Source organism: Collinsella sp. AM23-17, from assembly GCF_003470945.1.
GTDB lineage: Bacteria > Actinomycetota > Coriobacteriia > Coriobacteriales > Coriobacteriaceae > Collinsella > Collinsella aerofaciens_O.
In genome coordinates, this window is sequence record NZ_QRHU01000006.1 from 86,750 (window position 1) to 105,106 (window position 18,357).

At 61.3% G+C, this 18,357-nt stretch carries 12 protein-coding genes; 9 read left to right on the top strand and 3 right to left on the bottom strand.

Going from position 1 to position 18,357, the window contains the following annotated elements; translation table 11 throughout:
* Positions 1-71: 71 nt before the first annotated feature.
* The 3 genes from DW645_RS03580 to DW645_RS03590 all read left to right on the top strand — a co-directional run bounded on the left by DW645_RS03580 (position 72) and on the right by DW645_RS03590 (position 4,922).
* Positions 72-1,478 carry a polysaccharide deacetylase family protein gene (locus DW645_RS03580; protein ID WP_233540705.1) on the top strand — a complete coding sequence of 469 codons (1,407 nt, stop codon included), beginning with the start codon at positions 72-74 and terminating at the stop codon, positions 1,476-1,478.
* Positions 1,479-1,806: 328 nt separating this feature from the next.
* The gene (locus tag DW645_RS03585; protein ID WP_117842992.1) at positions 1,807-3,651 is read left to right on the top strand and encodes a magnesium transporter; all 1,845 of its coding nucleotides are present in this window, start codon (positions 1,807-1,809) and stop codon (positions 3,649-3,651) included.
* A 74-nt stretch (positions 3,652-3,725) separates the two neighbouring features.
* The gene (locus DW645_RS03590) at positions 3,726-4,922 is read left to right on the top strand and encodes an Nramp family divalent metal transporter (protein ID WP_118226328.1); all 1,197 of its coding nucleotides are present in this window, start codon (positions 3,726-3,728) and stop codon (positions 4,920-4,922) included.
* A 91-nt stretch (positions 4,923-5,013) separates the two neighbouring features.
* Here DW645_RS03590 and DW645_RS03595 read toward each other — a convergent pair whose 3' ends face one another.
* A complete protein-coding gene (locus DW645_RS03595) occupies positions 5,014-7,230 on the bottom strand; it encodes an acyltransferase family protein (protein ID WP_118226317.1) in 2,217 nt (738 codons plus the stop codon).
* A 187-nt stretch (positions 7,231-7,417) separates the two neighbouring features.
* Here DW645_RS03595 and DW645_RS03600 point away from each other — a divergent pair, with 187 nt between their 5' ends.
* The 5 genes from DW645_RS03600 to DW645_RS03620 all read left to right on the top strand — a co-directional run bounded on the left by DW645_RS03600 (position 7,418) and on the right by DW645_RS03620 (position 12,556).
* The gene (locus DW645_RS03600) at positions 7,418-8,389 is read left to right on the top strand and encodes a ribokinase (protein ID WP_117583667.1); all 972 of its coding nucleotides are present in this window, start codon (positions 7,418-7,420) and stop codon (positions 8,387-8,389) included.
* Between the two features lie 27 nt (positions 8,390-8,416).
* Entirely contained in the window at positions 8,417-9,391 is a 975-nt protein-coding gene (locus tag DW645_RS03605) for a nucleoside hydrolase (RefSeq protein WP_117583666.1), read from the top strand.
* Positions 9,392-9,494: 103 nt separating this feature from the next.
* Positions 9,495-9,983 (top strand): S-ribosylhomocysteine lyase, encoded by a 489-nt coding sequence (locus DW645_RS03610; RefSeq protein WP_117583665.1) that lies wholly within the window; start codon positions 9,495-9,497, stop codon positions 9,981-9,983.
* Between the two features lie 144 nt (positions 9,984-10,127).
* Complete coding sequence (locus DW645_RS03615; RefSeq protein ID WP_117776404.1) at positions 10,128-10,772, top strand: DUF4867 family protein; 645 nt, start codon at positions 10,128-10,130, stop codon at positions 10,770-10,772.
* 353 nt (positions 10,773-11,125) lie between these two features.
* Entirely contained in the window at positions 11,126-12,556 is a 1,431-nt protein-coding gene (locus DW645_RS03620) for a 6-phospho-beta-glucosidase (RefSeq protein WP_117776403.1), read from the top strand.
* 97 nt (positions 12,557-12,653) lie between these two features.
* On the opposite strand, the gene DW645_RS03625 is transcribed toward DW645_RS03620, so the two are convergent.
* Positions 12,654-13,919 carry an ATP-binding protein gene (locus DW645_RS03625; protein WP_158549353.1) on the bottom strand — a complete coding sequence of 422 codons (1,266 nt, stop codon included), beginning with the start codon at positions 13,917-13,919 and terminating at the stop codon, positions 12,654-12,656.
* A gap of 383 nt (positions 13,920-14,302) precedes the next feature.
* Positions 14,303-17,071, bottom strand: a complete 2,769-nt coding sequence (gene mgtA, locus DW645_RS03630; RefSeq protein ID WP_118226318.1) for a magnesium-translocating P-type ATPase — start codon at positions 17,069-17,071, stop codon at positions 14,303-14,305.
* A gap of 436 nt (positions 17,072-17,507) precedes the next feature.
* Here mgtA and pyrE point away from each other — a divergent pair, with 436 nt between their 5' ends.
* Positions 17,508-18,188, top strand: coding sequence for an orotate phosphoribosyltransferase (gene pyrE / locus DW645_RS03635; protein ID WP_117640525.1), 681 nt, complete (start codon positions 17,508-17,510; stop codon positions 18,186-18,188).
* Positions 18,189-18,357: the final 169 nt, after the last annotated feature.

Genomic DNA, 18,357 nt, shown 5'->3' on the forward strand with positions numbered 1-18,357 from the left:
GACGTACCAAATGATGGGAGGCGAGCCGGAGACATGTTGCTCCGGCTCGCTGTGTTTATGGGGGAGGGCACATGCGCCAAAACGGATCTAACTTAAACGGGCGCTCGGGTGCGCGTCCGACGGCGCGCCGCGACCTGGGGCAGCTGCCCAGCGGTCAGCGTCGACGTCGCCGTAAGCCCGGCGCGATGTACCTCAACCATAGCCGTGGGTTTAGCGATCGCAGCGCGCGCATCGGCAACGGGCGCTCGCCGCGCCGACCGTCCCGTCTGCCCTATGCGCTTATCGCCGTGGGTTGCGCGCTCGTGCTGTTTATCGCTGCCGTCGTGGGCTACGTCAACCGCAGCGTGGACGTGGAACTCAACGGGCAAAAGACCGCGGTGCGCGTGGGCTCTACGTTGCAGAATCTTATCGACGATCAAAGCCTGACCGAAACGTACGACGCCGGTGATCTGCTGGCCGTCGACGACAGCGTGCTTAAGCGCCATGGCGGCGAAAAGCTGTCGGTGAAGGTCGACGGCAAGCGCGTGAAGCAAGGCAAATGGGATAGTCGCGAACTTGAGGGCGGCGAGAAGGTGACGGTCAAGGACGGCCGCAACGCGTACGAAAAGCACGAGGTCCAGGCCACGACTATCGAGCCAAAGCTTAAGGTCGAGGGCACGGGTGCCATTGAGTATGTCAAAGCCTGGGGTGTTCAGGGCCGCTCCGAGGTATGGGTCGGCGAGCAGTCGGGCAAGACGCAGGACCGCGGCGAGGTCGTGCCCGCCACCGACTGCGTAGTCGAGTGCGCAAGCGTAGCGCCCGAGGGCAACGAAAAGTACGTGGCCCTGACATTTGACGAGGGTCCGAGCGGCGCGACCAAGCAGATCTTGCAGGTGCTCAAGGAAAAGGGCGTCACGGCGACGTTCTTCCTTTCGGGCGATGCCGCGGAAGCCTCGCCCGCTACTGCCAAGGCGATTGTCGATGCCGGGTGCGAGATCGGCTCCAACAGCTACAGCGATGATTCGCTCAAGGGCCAGGACCGTGAGGCGGTACGCGAGCAGATCACGAAAGGCACCGATGCGATTAAGTCGGCGACCGGCGTGAAGACGATGCTGCTGCGTGCTCCCTACGCTGCCTTTGACGAGCAAAACTGGATCGATGCTATGGACCTGGTCTCCGCCGTGGTCTCGTGGAATATTGACTCGGGCGACTGGCTGCTCAACGGTGCCGACGAGCAGGTCTCGACGGTGCTCGATTCGGTGACGCCGGGCAATATCGTGCTGCTCACCGATAGAGACGAATGCGCCGAGCAGACGCTCGAGGCGCTGCCGCAGATCATCGACGGCCTTGTCGCCGACGGCTACAAGATCGTGACGCTCAGCGACCTGGTCAAGACGGACACATCGCTCAGCAAAAAGCTCACCTCGCTGACGAAGGTCACCATGCCCAAGGACGCCGTGTTCCCTCAACTTGCCGAGGACGATGACACCACAGAGTAGTCATTGGGTAGTCGTTTAAGAACGTCCCCAATGGCTATGTCACGGATACGTCAGCGTTTGGTATGCCTGCAATGTGCAGCGCATAAATTCGATGCCGCAGGGCGATGCTGATGCTATAGTTACTGCGGTTAATGAGGGTCAAGAGAAAGGTTACAGGTGAAATCCAAACCTCGACCATACAGTCGATGACCCCATGCAGGTGCTTTTTGCGCATGCACGGGGTGTAAGCGTCGAGCGGCGTGCCGCCCGCGCATGCGTATACATATCCAGAAGCCCCCGGACGCCGCATGTGCGGCCGCGTCCGGAGGAATATTGATGGGGAGCACCATTGAATTATCTGAGTGAGATGCTCAAATTGCCGGTCTTGGACGTCGACGGCGAAAAGCTCGGCGTGGTCAACGATTTTGGCATTGCAACCGGCGAAGTTTTTCCACACGTGACGTCGCTCGCGTTTCGCGGCCCCGGCAAGACGCCGTTTATGATCAGTTGGCGCAAATGGGTCGATCGTATCGACGAGACGGGCGTGTACCTTAAGGCGTCGGCCACCGAAATCCGTTTTTCGTACCTGCAGCCGACCGAACTCTTGCTTGCCCGCGACGTGCTCAACAAGCAGATTGTCGACACGCAGGGCATGAAGGTCGTGCGCGTAAACGACATCAAGTTTTCCATGTCGGGCGAAAATCAGCTGCGTCTGCTGGGTGCCGAGGTTGGCGCCCGCGGCTTGCTGCGCGCGATCAGCCCCACGCTCGAGCATGTTGCCGAGGGCTTTATGAAGCACCTGGGCAAGCCGTTGAGCGAGGATATCATCGCCTGGTCCTACATGGACCTGCTCGACCGCTCGACCAAGAATATCCAGCTCTCGGTGTCGCACAAGACGCTCGGCGAGCTGCACCCTGCCGACATCGCCGACATTATCGAGCAGCTCGACCCGCGCCTACGTGCGCAGGTGTTTGCGCAGCTCGATACTGCCCAGGCCGCCGAGGCCATCTCGGAGTTCGATGACGACGAGCTTATGACCGAGATGCTCGAGGGCCTGTCCGACACGGACGCATCGTCGATGCTGGCCATGATGGACCCGGACGATGCAGCCGACCTGATCGACGAGCTCGATTACGAGAAGGCCGAGAAGCTCCTGCGCCTGATGGGCGTCAAGGAGGAGAAGGCGATTCGTAACCTGCTGGGGTATGAGGACAACACCGCCGGCCGCATCATGACCTCGGAGTTTGTCTCCCTGCCCGCCACGGCAACGGTCGGTGACGCCATCGAGGCGATTCGCGAGCTCGACGAGGACTTCGAGAGCGTCTACTACGTCTATACCGAGGATCCGAGCGGCATGCTGACCGGCGTGCTTTCGCTGCGCACGCTGATCGTAGCCGACCGCGACGCCACGCTGGGTCAGCTGGCCTATCGCGACCTGGTCTATGTGTCGCCCGACGAGGACCAGGAAGACGTGACGGACGAGATGACCAAGTACGACCTGGTTGCCATCCCTGTCTGCGACGAGAACCGTCATATCCTTGGTATCGTGACCTTCGACGACGCCATGGACGTTATCGCCGAGGAGCATCAGGAGGACCTGCAGATCGCCGGTGTCGGCTCGGGTGACAGCGCGTCCGACGACTCGACGAACGTGCTCAGCTGGTTCGTGCATCGCCAGTACTGGGTTGTTGTATGGGGCATCGCGTCGTGCATCATGGCGACCGTGCTGGGAACGGCGCTCGGCTCCGCGCATCTGGTGGTGTTTCCCATGTGCGCCATGCCGCTCGTGCTGCTGGCGGCCTCGCGCATGGTGTCGTTCGTCAAGAACTACTTCCTGGAGTATGACGGTCACGACGACGAGCCCAAGCCCTACCTGGGATTCTTCTTCCAGAGCACCGGTATGGGCCTGATCCTGTCGCTCGTGACCTATCTGTGCGCGCAATTGGTGCGTACCGCCGCGTTCCCCGATGCGTCCATGTTTGAGGAGCAACTCTTTACCGGGTGCTTTAATATCGCTGCCATCATTTGCCTGGTTGGCAACATGAGCGCCGTGATTTACCTGATGGTGCTGTTCTGGCGTGACGAGCATGACCTCAACACGTCGGGCACCGCCATGAACGTCATTGCCGTCATGATCTCGTGTGTGGCGTATTGCATCGCCGCGGTGCTGCTCGCCATGTCAGTCATGGGTTAGGTGGTCGCGTGCAAAATACCAAGCAAAAGTCGGGCACCAAGCAAAAGCTGACCATCGCGGCCATCTTTGGCGCTATGGGCCCCGGTCTGCTGGCGGCGCTTTCGGGCAATGACGCCGGCGGCATTGCAACGTATTCCAGCGCGGGCGCCAGCTATGGCTACAAGATGCTCTGGATGCTTCCCGTCATGACTGTGCTGCTCATCGTGACGCAGGAGACCGCGGCGCGCTGCGGCTGCGTCACGGGCAAGGGCCTGGCATCGCTCATTCGCGAGCGCTTTGGCGTGCGCAAGAGCGTGTTGGCCATGGCGGCGCTGTTGATCGCCAACACGGCTGTGACCATTTCGGAGTTTGCGGGCATCGCCAGCGGCCTTGCTCTCTTTGGCGTGCCGGCGAGCATCTCGGTGCCGTTGGTGGCGCTGCTGGTGTGGATGCTTACCATGTCGGGTAGTTTCCAGCGCATCGAGAAGATTCTGCTGCTGGTGAGCTGCGTGTTCGTGACCTATATCGTCGCCGCGTTTATGGCTGGCCCCAACTGGGGTGAGGTCGCGGTCGACCTGGTCGTGCCCAACATTCAAAATGACCCCAGCTACGTGTCGCTCGTGGTCGCAACGATCGGTACCACTATCGCGCCGTGGATGATTTTCTTGGCGCAGAACAACGTGGTCGATAAGAACGCGGGCGAGGACGATATCGTGCTGCAGCGCATCGATACCGTGAGCGGCTCGCTTGCCGCTGATGTCATTGCCGGCTTTATTATCATTACGACCGGTACGGTGCTGTTCCCGGCGGGTATTCAGATTAGCGATGCTGCCGATGCTGCCCGCGCGCTGGAGCCTATTGCGGGTCAGTGGTCTACGGTACTGTTTGCCTCGGGCCTGGTCGCGGCGAGTTTCTTGGCTGCCTGCGTGCTGCCGGGCGTTACGTCGAGCGCTATCTGCGAGGCATTTGGCTGGGAGCGCGGTGCCGATCGCAGCTGGGACGAGGCCCCGGTCTATCGCGGCATCATTACGGCCATCATCGGTATCTCTGCCGTGCTGGTGCTTATGCCCGGCGTCGATCTGTTCCAGATTATGATGACCTCGCAGGTCATCAATGGCGTGCTACTGCCCGTGGTTCTGGTGTTCCAAGTGGTTATCGCCGCCGACCGTCACATTATGGGCGCCAACCGCAACGGCCGCGTGTGGAACGTGCTCACGTGGGCGACTATCGCCGTGATTACGGTGCTCACGGTCGTCATGTTTGTGCTGCAAGCGATGGGCTACGGCGCTTAGCGCCTCTTTTTTGCCCATGGCCTCTCGGAGCCGGCTCGAAAAGAGCGATTTTTGGTTGGTTGCTGCGGGTGTACACAGATTTGGCTGCGTGCTACTTGTCGGTGCCCAGCTTGTGTGGCTTGTAGGCGAGGGCATTGACGAGTGCGTCGGCGGCGGATTTGACGGCTGCCGGCTGCGGATCGTTGACGTGGTCCTCGGGGTGCACGGGCAGGTCTTTCTTGACCGCATCGTGGATCAGGTTGAGGTACTCGGTCACGCCGGTAGTCGACAGGTGCGTGCCGTCGCCGTCGAACAGGTCGTTGCGGTTGGCGCTGTACCCGTACCAGTCGACAACGCGTACATTCTTGTAGCGCGTGGCGGCGTTGGCGATGGCCTGGTTCGTGGACCCGACCCACGGCTGCGGGCTACGCGTGTTTACAAACACGACAGTACGCTGCTCGCCGGCGTCGGCCATGATCGCGTCGACCTGGGCGTCCGTTACCAAGCCGTTGGTGCCCAGCGCAAAGACCACGATCTTGCCGGCAAGGTTCTGTTGGAGATAGCCCTCAAATGTCGCGCGGCCCGCATCAAACTGGCGGCCCTTTTCGGCATCGATATGGCTGTGCGGGAACACGCCGTCAAAGGAATCAACGGCGCGCAGCGACACGGAGTCACCGATCATAAGCAAATCGTAGGAGCCATCGGGGAAGCCGTCGTTGTCCTTGTCGGTGTCGTCGGCCGCCTGCTGGTCGGCGGGCGCGGTGTTTTTGGCTTCCTTGTTGAGGACTTCGGCGCCCTCACCGCTCAGTGCGGAGGTCTCCGGCACAAAGATCAGGCCGCCCAGTGCAACGACCAACACGACAGCGCAGGTTGCGCAGACAGGGACGTGCGCGCGTGCCCAGTTGGCGGGCGTGGCGGTGCCGTCGCGGAACTCGGATACGGTGCGCTCAAAGGCGCCCTTTCTAAACGGCGTTTCGATAAAGCGATATGAGCATTCGGCCACGGCGACCACCACAAGTACCTGCAAGATGTACTGCCACCACGGTGTATCGTTGATGTTGGCGACCGGGTTCATGAGCAACAGCAGGGGATAGTGCCACAGGTAGATGCTGTACGAGCGCTTGCCAGCCCACACGAGCGGCTCGGCGGACAGCGCGCGGGCAACCATTCCCTGGGGCTGCACGCAGGCCGCGATGACCATGAGCGTGAGGACCGAGCACAGCAGCGTGCCGCCGCGATACTGGAACGCGGTGTAGCCGTTGGTGAGCGCGACCATGGCGGCAAGGCCAACCAGACCCACGACGCCCAACACATCGATGGATGTGGGCGAGGACCAAAAGCGCACGAGGGCGCTCGGCTGTGCCGGGGCGGTCTCGGCTGATTCGTCGGCCTTCTCGCTAGGTTTGCCCTCGGCGTTCTTGTCGTGCTTGGCGGCGCCAGCCAGGCGATTGAGCCCCAAACGATGAGCGAGACGCACTGGCGCCAGGTCGCGATCGGGGATAAAGGCCATCCAGGCACCCAGCAGTAGCGAGAACACGCGGGTGTCGGTGCCGTAGTACACGCGGCTGGGGTCGGCGGCAGGGTTGTAAAGCACCATCATGGCGAGGGCAGATGCCGCGGCAAGGCCCAGAACCAAGCGGCGCGTGTTGGGCTTGCTCACATGCATGGATACCATGGCAAACAGCAGTGGCGGCCAAATCAGGTAGAACTGTTCCTCGATGGCAAGCGACCAAAAGTGCGTGAGCGGCGAGGGGTCGCCCAGAGCATTGAAGTACGAGACGTTTTGGGCAATCTGCCACCAGTTGTTGAAGAACAGCAACGACGGCAGGATGTCGGGGCGCATCTTGGTGAGCATCACGTGGTTAAAGATGGTGCACAGCGCGCAGGTCACGAACACTACCGTTACCACGGCGGGGACCAGGCGACGGATGCGGCGAATCCAGAAGCTCTTGAGGTCGATGCGGCCGGTCTTAGCGACTTCGTTGAGTAGCAGGCGTGTGATCAGATAGCCCGAAAGCACAAAGAAGATCGTGACGCCGAGCAGACCGCCCTGCGCCCACGTGAGGTTGAGGTGATAGAGCACCACCGCGACGACGGCAAGCGTGCGTAGGCCGTCAAGGGCAGGGATGTAGCGGGACTTGGGGCGAGCAGGCGTCTGCTCCGCGGCGGGAGTGTTGGCGCGGCCCGCGTTGTTGGTAGAAGCGCGATGAGGGCTTGCGGTGCGTCGCGGCTCGTTGGTACGGCGTTCGCTCTTCACGCGTTCGTGCGGCGCCGGCTCGTTGCCTGTGCGGCGTCGACCGCGCGAGCCCGATTGCGAGAATTGTTCCATAAAACATCATCCAATGACGAGAATAATCAGCACGTATTTATTGTAGCTGCCTGCTCCTGTGAATGCTTGCTGCTGGCGCAAGCTCAAGCGTGCGTCCACATCAAAGTGAACTAAAGTTATAGGGGGTGCGAGGGCGCACAATCGATGGTCGACGGTGGGCATAAGGCCCGCAGATGAGGAGGTTTCCATGGCAGATCGCGACATCATTGCGGTGTTCGGCAGCATGAACATGGACCTTTCGGTGGCGTGCGAGCGCATGCCGCGTGCGGGCGAGACCGTCGGCGGCAGCGGGTTTATCACCAACGCCGGCGGTAAGGGCGCTAACCAGGCCGTTGCCGCCGCGCGCATGGGTGCGCGCACATGCATGATCGGCGCTGTTGGACGTGATACCTTTGGCGATGCGCTTGTGGCGGGGCTCCAGGATGCCGGCGTGAGTGTTGAGTTCGTGGCGCTTCGCGATGACGTGGAGACCGGCACCGCGACTATCATTCGCTGCGAGGGCGACAACCGCATCATACTGTCACCGGGCGCCAACCATGCGCTTGCGGGCGCGGACGTTGCCTGCGCGTTGAGGCGTCTGGTGGCCCATGAGCTCGACGGCGACGCCAGCGAGATTGCCCCGGCTGCCGGAAGCGTCTTTATCGCCCAGGGCGAATGTGACCTTGTGGCGACGGCCGAGGCGCTTGTTTGCGCTCACGAGCTGGGGTTCTATACGGTCTTTAATCCAGCGCCCGCCTGCGAGCTGCCTGCGGAGGTCTGGCCTGCGGTCGACCTGGTCTGCCCCAACGAGACCGAGTGCCAGGTGCTGACGGGCATTCTGCCCACGGATGATGCGAGTTGCGTCGCCGCGCTCAATGCGCTGCTCGACAAGGGCGCCGGGGCTGCGGTCATCACGCTAGGCGGTGCCGGCTCAGTTGCATTTGGCGATGACGGTGAGCTGCTGCGCATGCCGGCACTTTCGTGCGCGGTGGTCGATACGACGGCCGCGGGCGATACGTTTATTGGTGCGCTTGCGGCGGCTCGCCTGGAGGGCCTGCCGCTCTTTGAATGCATGGCCGCCGGCGCCCGTGCCTCGGCGGTGACGGTGTCGCGTTTGGGCGCGCAGCAGTCGATTCCCACGCGTGCCGAAGTTGGGCGCATGTTTGGTTTAGACGATTAGTACAAGACGGAGAAGCGGAGTAAAACAATGGCAACCAAGAAGCTGATCCTTGATCTGGATATGGGTGTGGACGATGCGATGGCGCTTGCCTATGCCATCGCGAGCCCCGAGGTGGAGCTCGTGGGCATCACCACATGCTTTGGCAACGTGCGCGTCGAGCAGTCGGCGCACAACTGCCTGGCGGTGCTCGACCTGTTGGGCCGTCCCGAGGTGCCGGTGTACCTGGGTGCCGACCGTCCTCTGCAAGCGACTGAGCCCTATACGCCGCCGGCGTCCACCGCGCTCATTCACGGCAAGAACGGCATCGGCGGCGCGAGCGTGCCCGCGTCGCCCTACGAGCCGGTGGGGGCGACCTCGGCCGACGGCAACGCTGCGGTCGATTATCTGATCGATGCCGCGCGCACCTATGGTCCCGATCTGGTCTACGTAGCGACTGGCCCGCTCTCCAACCTAGCGCTCGCCCTGGAGCGCGATGCGGCGGCGATGATGTCCATCGGCCGCGTGGTCGTGATGGGCGGCGCCCTTACCGTGCCCGGTAACGTGAGCGCGGGCGCCGAGGCCAACATGGCGAGCGACCCCGAGGCAGCCGACGCGGTGCTGCGCTCGGGCCGTAAGCTCACCATGGTGGGCCTGGACGTGACGCATCGCGTGGTGCTCACGCGCCGCGACATTGCCGGCTGGACGGGTTCGGGAACCATGGCCGGCTGCGCATTTGCGAGCATGGTCGAGCACTACATTGGTTCGTACGAGATGAACGCGTCCTACCTGGGCGGCTGCGCGCTGCACGATCCGCTGGCGGTTGCCGTGGCGATTGATCCCACGCTCGTGGGTGCGCTCGGCTGTAACCTGCGTGTTGACTTGCTGGGTGAGTATCGCGGCCGCACCATCTGCGATGAGCGCCGCGTGGCAGATCCCGACAAGAGCACACTCGTGGCGCTGACCGTCGATACCCCGCGCTTCCTGTCCGAGTTCAAGGCCCGTATGGCCCGTGTCCTTGGCTAAGTTGTCTTTTTGGGACGGGGCTTTTTTGACTGGTATGATTGGTGCGACCATTCGAACCAGCTAAAAGAGCCCCGTCCCAATTTGACTATCGAGAGGATCTGCCATGGAGCGCATCGCGAGCTTTTCCGTTGACCATCTGCTGCTTGAGCCCGGCGTGTACGTGAGCCGCATCGACCGCGATCCGGCGACCGGCGCCGCCGTCACCACCTTTGACCTACGCCTGACCACGCCCAACAAAGAGCCGGTCATGAACACGGCCGAGTGCCACACCATCGAGCACCTGGGCGCGACGTTCCTCCGCAATCATGCCGAGTGGTCGAGCCGCATTGTCTACTTTGGGCCCATGGGCTGCCGTACGGGCTTTTACCTGGTTGTCTTTGGTGAGCTGACGAGCGAGGAAATCTTGCCGCTCGTGCGCGAACTGTTCGAGTTTGTCGCCGGATTTGAGGGCGATGTCCCCGGTGCCGCTCCCGAGGAGTGCGGTAACTACCTGGACCAGAACCTTCCCATGGCAAACTGGCTCGCGCGCCGCTACCTCGACCGCGATCTGGCCGATATCGATGAGAAGCACCTGCACTATCAGCAGGCATAAGAGCTTTATCGCCCAAAACGAGCGCATTGGGCGCCTTCGCTTATGCGGGGGCGCCTTTTTGTTGATTGGTCGGGACGAGCGTTCAAAATCGCTCATGTTTGTTCTAGAATGTTCGTATAGTCACATTTACAAACAGGAGTGAACATGCATATCTACTCTGTCAACGATCCCGAGTTCAAATCCTATGGCAACGTTTGGGATAACGTTCCGTCCGTGCTCACGTCGCCCGTGCTCGAGGCGCTCTCTGCCACGCCCATCCCCGAGGGCAGTAAGTACGTAGCAAGTGCGCCGGAGCTCGAGGGCGTCAAGGATGCCGACAAACTGGGCTTTCTCATGTTTGGCGGCCGCCCCTTCCAGCTCGGCTGGTGCAACGGCCACAACACACGCCTCAACTGCCTGGAGTATCACCGCGCCAGCGAGTTTAACCTGGGCGTCCGCGACTTTATCCTGCTCGTGGCGCATCGCTGGGAGATCGAGGACGGCAAGCTCGACACCGCGTGCGTCAAGGCGTTCCGCGTGCCGGCGGGCAAGGTCGTCGAGGTCTTCAACACCACGCTTCACTACACGCCCTGCATGGTCGACGACGGCGGCTTCCAAGTGATGGTTGCGCTGCCGGCGGGTACCAACGGCCCGCGCCCCGAGGCGGCGGCCGACATGCCCGCGGCCGGCGACAGCTACTGCTACTGGAAGGCCGACAAGTGGGTCCTCTGCCACGCCGACAGCCCCAAAGCAGCCGAAGGCGGCTACGTAGGCCTCGTCGGCAAGAACCTCGACATCGCCTGCGACTAGAATCTTCCATCTCGATCTGTAACATCTAGCGGGCTAAATCGTCTCTACCTGTTACAGATTTAGACAAACTGAAGGGGCTGCCCGAAAAATCTCGATCTGTAACACCAGGCCCGGTTTTGGCTGCCTAACTGTTACAGATCGAGACAAACCGGGCCCAATCCGCCGCAAAGGTGCCTGTCCCCTTTGTGGTGGTTGGCGGTTTGGGCGGGCAGGTATCAAAAAGTGTCAGACGGGGGCGGCTGCCGGGCGTCTGTGCGCGAAAAGAAGTGCCGACCTGCGCCGTTGCCGTTGAGTGGCGCGCTGCTTACGGGGATACTGAAGCCACGACAAACAGCGTGTGAAAGGATCGATGCATGGCTTTCCGTAATGACTTCCTGTGGGGCGGCGCGACGGCTGCCAACCAGTGCGAGGGCGCGTACAACGTTGACGGTCGCGGCCTGGCCAACGTGGATGTGGCGCCGCACGGCCCGGAGCGTTACGCGGTGGTCTCCGGCCAGCGCAAGATGCTCGACTTCGAGGACGGCTATTACTATCCCGCGCAGACCGGCATCGATTTCTACCATCACTACAAGGAGGACATTGCCCTCTTTGCCGAGATGGGCTTTAAGACCTTCCGCATGAGCCTGGCCTGGACCCGTATCTTCCCCAACGGTGACGAGGCCGAGCCCAACGAGGCCGGCCTGGCCTTTTACGAGGACGTGTTCCGCGAGTGCCAGGCGCACGGCATCGAGCCGCTCGTGACCATCACGCACTTCGACTGCCCCGTCCACCTCATCAAGGAGTACGGCGGCTGGCGCAACCGCAAGCTCATCGACTTCTACAAGAACCTCGCGACCACGATCTTCACCCGCTACAAGGGCCTGGTGAAGTACTGGCTCACCTTCAACGAGATCAACATGATCCTTCACCTGCCGTTTATGGGTGCCGGTCTGGTCTTTGAGGAGGGCGAGAACAAGGAGGCCGTCGAGTACCTGGCCGCCCACAACGAGCTCGTCGCCAGCGCTTGGGCAACCAAGATCGCCCATGAGATCGACCCTGAGGTCAAGATCGGTTGCATGCTTGCCGCAGGTAGCTACTACCCCTACAGCTGCCGTCCGGGCGATGTGCGCCAGGCGCAGATTGGCAACCAGAGCAACTATTTCTTCGTCGACGTTCAGAACCGCGGCTACTACCCGGCCTATGCCGTCAAGAAGCTCGAGCGTCTTGGCATCGATGTGGGCATGACCGACGAGGACCGCGAGATCCTGGCCGCCAACACCGTCGACTTCATTAGCTTTAGCTATTACAGCACCCGTTGCTCCGCCGGTGCCGATAACCCCGATGTCGAGCGCACCCAGGGCAACGCCTTCGCCGGCGCCAAGAACCCCTACCTGCAGGAGAGCCAGTGGGGCTGGGCCATCGATCCGCTGGGCTTCCGCATCACCCTCAACGACCTGTACGACCGTTATCAGAAGCCGCTGTTTGTGGTCGAGAACGGTCTGGGCGCCAAGGATGTTGTCGAGGAGGATGGCTCCATCAACGACGACTACCGTATCGACTACCTGCGCCAGCATATCGCCGCGATGCGCGATGCGGTGACCGAGGACGGCGTTGACCTGCTGGGCTACACCACCTGGGGTCCGATCGACCTGGTCTCGGCCGGCACGGGCGAGATGTCCAAGCGCTACGGCTTTATCTACGTGGACCGCGACGATGCAGGCAACGGCACCCTCAAGCGTTCCAAGAAGAAGAGCTTCGACTGGTACAAGAAGGTTATCGCCACCAACGGCGAAGATTTGGCCTAGGCGTTCTCAACAGCAATAGCATCCTAACCAAGGCGCCCGGCGAGCAGCCTATGCCCGTCGGGTGCCTTGTTAAAAGAAGTAAAAACTTGCAATTGCACTACGGCGCGAGCACATCCAGCGGAACAACTTGGACGCCGCGGTCAGTGACATAGGCTTGTGAACCAAATCCAATGATTACGACTTTCGAAACTGGCGGGTTGTTTCCGGCGGCAACCATACGCTTCTCGACAGCAATAAGGCTGTCAGACGCCTCTTCGATTTGGGCGGAGCTGAGCTTGATTTCGACCGGGATCCACGTTCCACCGGGAGCCGCAATGACTGCATCGACTTCTAGATCGCGAGAATCGTGATAGTGATAGAGGCCCATTCCATTTGCCTGCGCATAAACCCACAAATCATGAAGGGCCAACGATTCAAAAAGCAGCCCAAGCGTCTTGAAATCTAGCAGCAATGTCGCCGGAGTCGCTCCGAGCGCAGCGGCCGCCAGTGACGGATCAGCGAGATGATGCTTCTTCGATTCTCTTAAGTGCACGGGAGATCTCATTGCGGGGTTCCATGCGGGAATATCGCGAACGAAACTAACCCGAGCGAGAAGGGATATATATGATGCCGCCGTTTGTCTCGATACTTCTCCACCAAGATCGGCTACGAGCGTCTTGAGTGTCGCCAAAGTGGATTCATTGCGCGCAAGCGATTCGATGACAGCTTTGACCTTTTCAGGGTCGCGGCGAGAGCCGTCGACACGAGACAAATCTTCTTCGGCGACTATGCCGATGTAACGTTTCGCCATCGCCGACGCAGCCAGCGCATCGCGACCGACCGCCGCGGGCCATCCGCCACGGACAACGTACTCGGCAATCGAGGCGGAATCCAGCGATCCGAAAGCGCCATTGAACTTTTCGCCAGAAATAATGCCCGACAGCTTAACCGCGCCGCTGGATTTCCCAAGCTCGAAAAGCGTCATGGTATCCATGCGCAATTTAGCGAACCTTCCAGCGCCACTGTGCATTGGACGTTCGTCGTCTCGCGGTGTCGCTGACCCCGTAAATATGAACTGACCAGGCTCGCCGCTGCGGTTGTCGCACTCAAACCGTGCCGCGTCCCAAAGTTTCGGAACCTCCTGCCACTCGTCAATCAGCCGCGGCACCTCGCCGGAAACGGCAAGAGCCGGGTCAGTCTCGGCACGCAAGCGATTCTCGAAGTTGCGGGACGGGTCCATGAGAAGGAGCCTGGACGCCGCACGGGTCTCGGCCGTGGTCGTCTTTCCGCACCATTTCGGTCCTTCGATGAGAACGGCGCCGAATATACCCAGCAGCTGGTCAAGCTCATTTTCGATAATTCTAGTGTAGTACTTCTTTGGCATAATTATCACCATTGTTTACCAGTACATTTAACCAAATATACAGTTACTATTTAACCAAATATCAATTCTTTGGTTAACCATATTTACGCATTTCAATTAACGAAACAGATTAAACATGTACTGTTTGAGTTGGCACTTGGGAAATCTCTCGCTGGGCAATCCGTTGCTACGGCTGAGGCCTCTTCGTCGAACCGACACCCCCGGCGAGCAACTTATGCCCGCCGGGCGCCTTGTTAAAAGAAGTGAAAGAAAGCAAAAGAAGTTAAAACTTGCAAAAGAAATTAAAGCGGGGGTGAGGGGCGTTTTTAGCTGTTTTGGGCCGCCGCGGCCAGCGGGGGCGGGTCGCGGCGGCCCAAACATCCTTGACGAGGGTGCCGGTGAAGTTACAGCAGCTCGCCGTGGCGGGCAATGTAGCGGCGCTTTGCCAGCTGGGTGAGCGCGATGTAGGCGGAGACGATGCCGATGAGCAGCGCGAAGAAGCTCGTCGGCAGCGGCATGAGGCCCAGTGCATCGGCGATGGGGCTTGCCGGCAGCCAGGTGACGAGCGCCAGGCCCAGTACGGTGAGAACGCACAGCGCCGGCGCGGCGTGGTCTCGCAGGCTCGGCAGGCGCGGGGAGCGCAGCATGTGGATCACGAGCGTCTGTGACCACATGGACTCGACAAACCAGCCGCTCTGGAAGAGCGCCGTAAAGGCCGTCATGCTTGTGACGTCGCCCGCGGCGGCAAGCTCGGACCAGCTTGCGCCCACGGCGGCGGGGCACACCACAAAGAAGAGCGCAGCAAAGGTTGCGATGTCAAACAGCGAGCTCACGGGGCCCAGCTCGAGCATAAAGCCCTTGATGGACGCAGCGTCCCAGGCGCGCGGGCAGGCGGTCCAGGCATCGTCGACGGTGTCCCATGGCAGCGCGATGCACACGATCTCGTAGACCAGCGACAGCAGCACCAGCTGCAGGGCGCTCATGGGCAAAAACGGCAAGAACAGGCTCGCGACGGTCACGGACAGCACGTTGCCAAAGTTGGAGCTCACTGTGGTCTTGAGGTACTTAAGCAAGTTGCCGTAGGTGCGGCGGCCTTCGATGATGCCGCGCTCGAGCACGCCCAGGTCCTTCTGAAGCAAGATGATATCGGCGGATTCCTTGGCAATGTCGACGGCCGAATCGACCGAGATGCCGCAATCGCTCGCACGCATGGCGGCGGCGTCGTTGATGCCGTCGCCCATAAAGCCCACGGTGTGGCCGAGCAACTCGCGCATGACGCGCACCAGGCGCGCCTTCTGCAGCGGCGAGAGCTTGGCGAAGAGGTGGGTGTTCTCGGCGCGCTCGGCAAGCTCGGCGTCGTCGAGCGCATCGATCTCGGAGCCCAGCAAGACGTTGCTTGCGTCGATGCCGATCTGCTCGCAGACGGTGGCGGCGACACGGTCATTGTCGCCGGTCAGGACCTTAACGGCGACGCCCTTGGCCTCGAGGGTGGCGACGGCGCCCGCGGCACTTGCTTTGGGCGGATCGAGGAAGGCCAAAAAGCCCATCAGCACCATGTCGCACTCGTCGGCGATGCCAAACTCGCCCACGCAGCGCGGATCGGTCTTCTGCGCCACAGCAATCACGCGCAGGCCCTCGGCGTTAAGCCCAGCGACCTGCTTGCGAATCTGGGCGAGCTTCTCGTCGGTGAGCGGCTGAGCGATGCCATCGACCTCGACAAAGGAGCAGATCTCGAGCATTTCCTCTGCAGCTCCCTTGGTGACCATCTGGGTTTTGCCTTGGACGTCGGCGACAACTACGCTCAGGCGACGGCGCGAGAAATCGAAGGGCACTTCGTCGACCTTGGTATAGCGGTCGCGCAGGCTCTGGCCCAGCATGGAATCGGGTGCTGCGGCCGAGGGCGTCACATCGGCGCGGTCGATGACGGCCAGGTCGATAAGGTTCTTGAGGCCGGTCTGGAAGAAGCTGTTCAAAAACGCATGGCGCAGCACGCGTGCGTCTTCGTTGCCGTCGGTGTTGAGGTAGCGCTCGAGCACGATGCGGTCTTCGGTGAGGGTGCCGGTCTTGTCGCAGCACAGGACGTCCATCGCGCCCAGGTTTTGGATTGCTGGCAGCTCCTTGACGATAACCTGGCGACGGGCGAGGTCCTTGGCGCCCTGCGACAGGCTCGTGGTCACGATGACGGGAAGCATCTGCGGCGTGATGCCCACGGCCACGCTCGTGGCGAACAACAGCGCATCGATGACGTTGCCCTTGGTGGCGGCGTTGATGGCAAAGACGGCCGGCGCCATAACGAGCATGAGGCGTACGAGCAACATGGAGACGCTCGAGACGCCGCGGTCAAACGCGCTCTTCTCGCCGCGCCCGTTGAGCATCTTGGCGATGCCGCCCAGGTAAGTGTCCGAGCCGGTGGCTACGACAAGTGCCATAGCGGTGCCGTTTTGCACGGAGGTGCCGGTAAAGACGATGTTTTTGCAGGCAGAGAGCGGCAGTGCGGAGTCGTCGGCGCCCTCGACGACGGTGATGGCAGCGGTCTTCTCGACAGCCTCACTCTCGCCGGTGAGTGCGGACTCGATCACAAACAGGTCGCGCGCGGTGATGATGCGGGCATCGGCCGGCACCATGTCGCCGGCAGAGAGGCGGATCACATCACCGGGGACGAGCTCGTCGAAGGGAATCTCGATGCGCTCGCCGCCGCGCAGGGCACAGCAGGTGTTGGAGACCAGGTCCTTGAGGGCCTCGGCCGCATTGCCGCTGCGGGCCTCCTGGATAAACTTCATGCCGCCCGATACCAGCAGCATGATGCCGATAACGATGACCGTGGAGGGGTCGCGCTGGGGCTCGGGCACGGCGAGCACGTCGATGTAGAGCGAGACCAGTGCGAGGGCGGCGAGGATGCCAGCGAAGGGATCGACGAACGCGTCGGCGATGCGGCGGGCGAGCGTCTTGGTCGGCGCTTCGATGGTGTTGGGGCCGACGGCGCTCAGGCGCTCGGCGGCGCGCTCGGCGGTGAGGCCGTTTGCCGTGGCGTCAAGCAGTACGAGAGTGTCCTCAGCACAATGGGTGGCGGCGAATATGGTGTTCTTGGGCAGGCCGGCGTGGGCGGCAGGGCGCGCCGTGCGGCGGCGCTTGGAGATAGCTTCGAGTACCGTAGCGGTTTTGAGCATCAGCATAGGGTCCTCCTTGTTGAAGGGAGTTAGCGTACGTGTCGTATTTGCTTCAAAAAACCTAGATGTCGCTCACGTCAAGCTCGCGAACCGCCACAAAGGGGACAGGCACCTTTGTGGCGGTTTTGACGATCGGTTCGTGACGCTTATGCGAATACGGAATCCTCGCGGCGTGCCGAGGGCGACATGCAGGTTTTTCGACTATGACTGCCTTCCATGGCACACCTCCTTATGGACGGGCGCAGCGCGCTTTGGGTATCTCGTACCCGTTTTAATCCGCTCGTATTCTTGATGAGGGGGTTTGTCGTGTCAACCCCTTTGTTTGGAAAACCATTGCCCCTGACAAAGCCTTTACAGAATGCCGAGGCCCCAAAGCGCGCCCGCAACGCGCCCTGCCTGCGCTAAACTGGAAGGCACGTACGCGATTACGAGAGGAGCCCGCATGGAGGCTTACAAGCAAGAGTTCATCAAGTTCATGGTCGAGTCCGACGTTCTTAAGTTCGGTAGCTTTACGCTCAAGAGTGGCCGTCAGTCCCCGTTCTTTATGAACGCTGGCGCTTACGTGACGGGCTATCAGCTCAAGAAGCTGGGCGAGTATTACGCCCAGGCCATCCACGATAACTTTGGCGACGACTTCGATGTGCTGTTTGGACCGGCCTACAAGGGTATTCCGCTGGCCGTCGTGACCGCAATTGCCTACCACGAGCTGTACGGCAAGGAGGTCAAGTACTGCTGCGACCGCAAGGAGGCCAAGGACCACGGCGCCGATAAGGGCAACCTGCTGGGCTATGAGCCCCAGGACGGCGACCGCGTGGTCATGGTCGAGGACGTCACCACCAGCGGTAAGTCCATCGACGAGACCTATCCCAAGGTTAAGGCTGCTGCCGATGTCGAGATCAAGGGCCTCATCGTGTCCCTCAACCGCATGGAGGTCGGCAAGGGTGGCGTGACCACCGCGCAGAAGGAGATCGAGGCCAAGTACGGTTTCCCCGTCGCGAGCATCGTTTCCATGGCCGAGGTCGTCGAGACTCTCTACAACCACGAGATCGACGGCAAGGTCGTCATCGATGACGAACTCAAGACCGCCATCGACGCCTACTACGAGCAGTACGGCGTCCGTTAGTTACGCGGTTTTACCAAACCGCGTAACGGCTCGACGCTGCGCGCCGCCCAGGGCGACAATTTGTCATTCAAAAGGCGAGGCATGACCAGAAGGTCAATGCCTCGCCTTTTTCATGCCAACTTGGGGCACCCGGAGCCCGCTCGCTCATATGACCCAATCCACTGTCAAG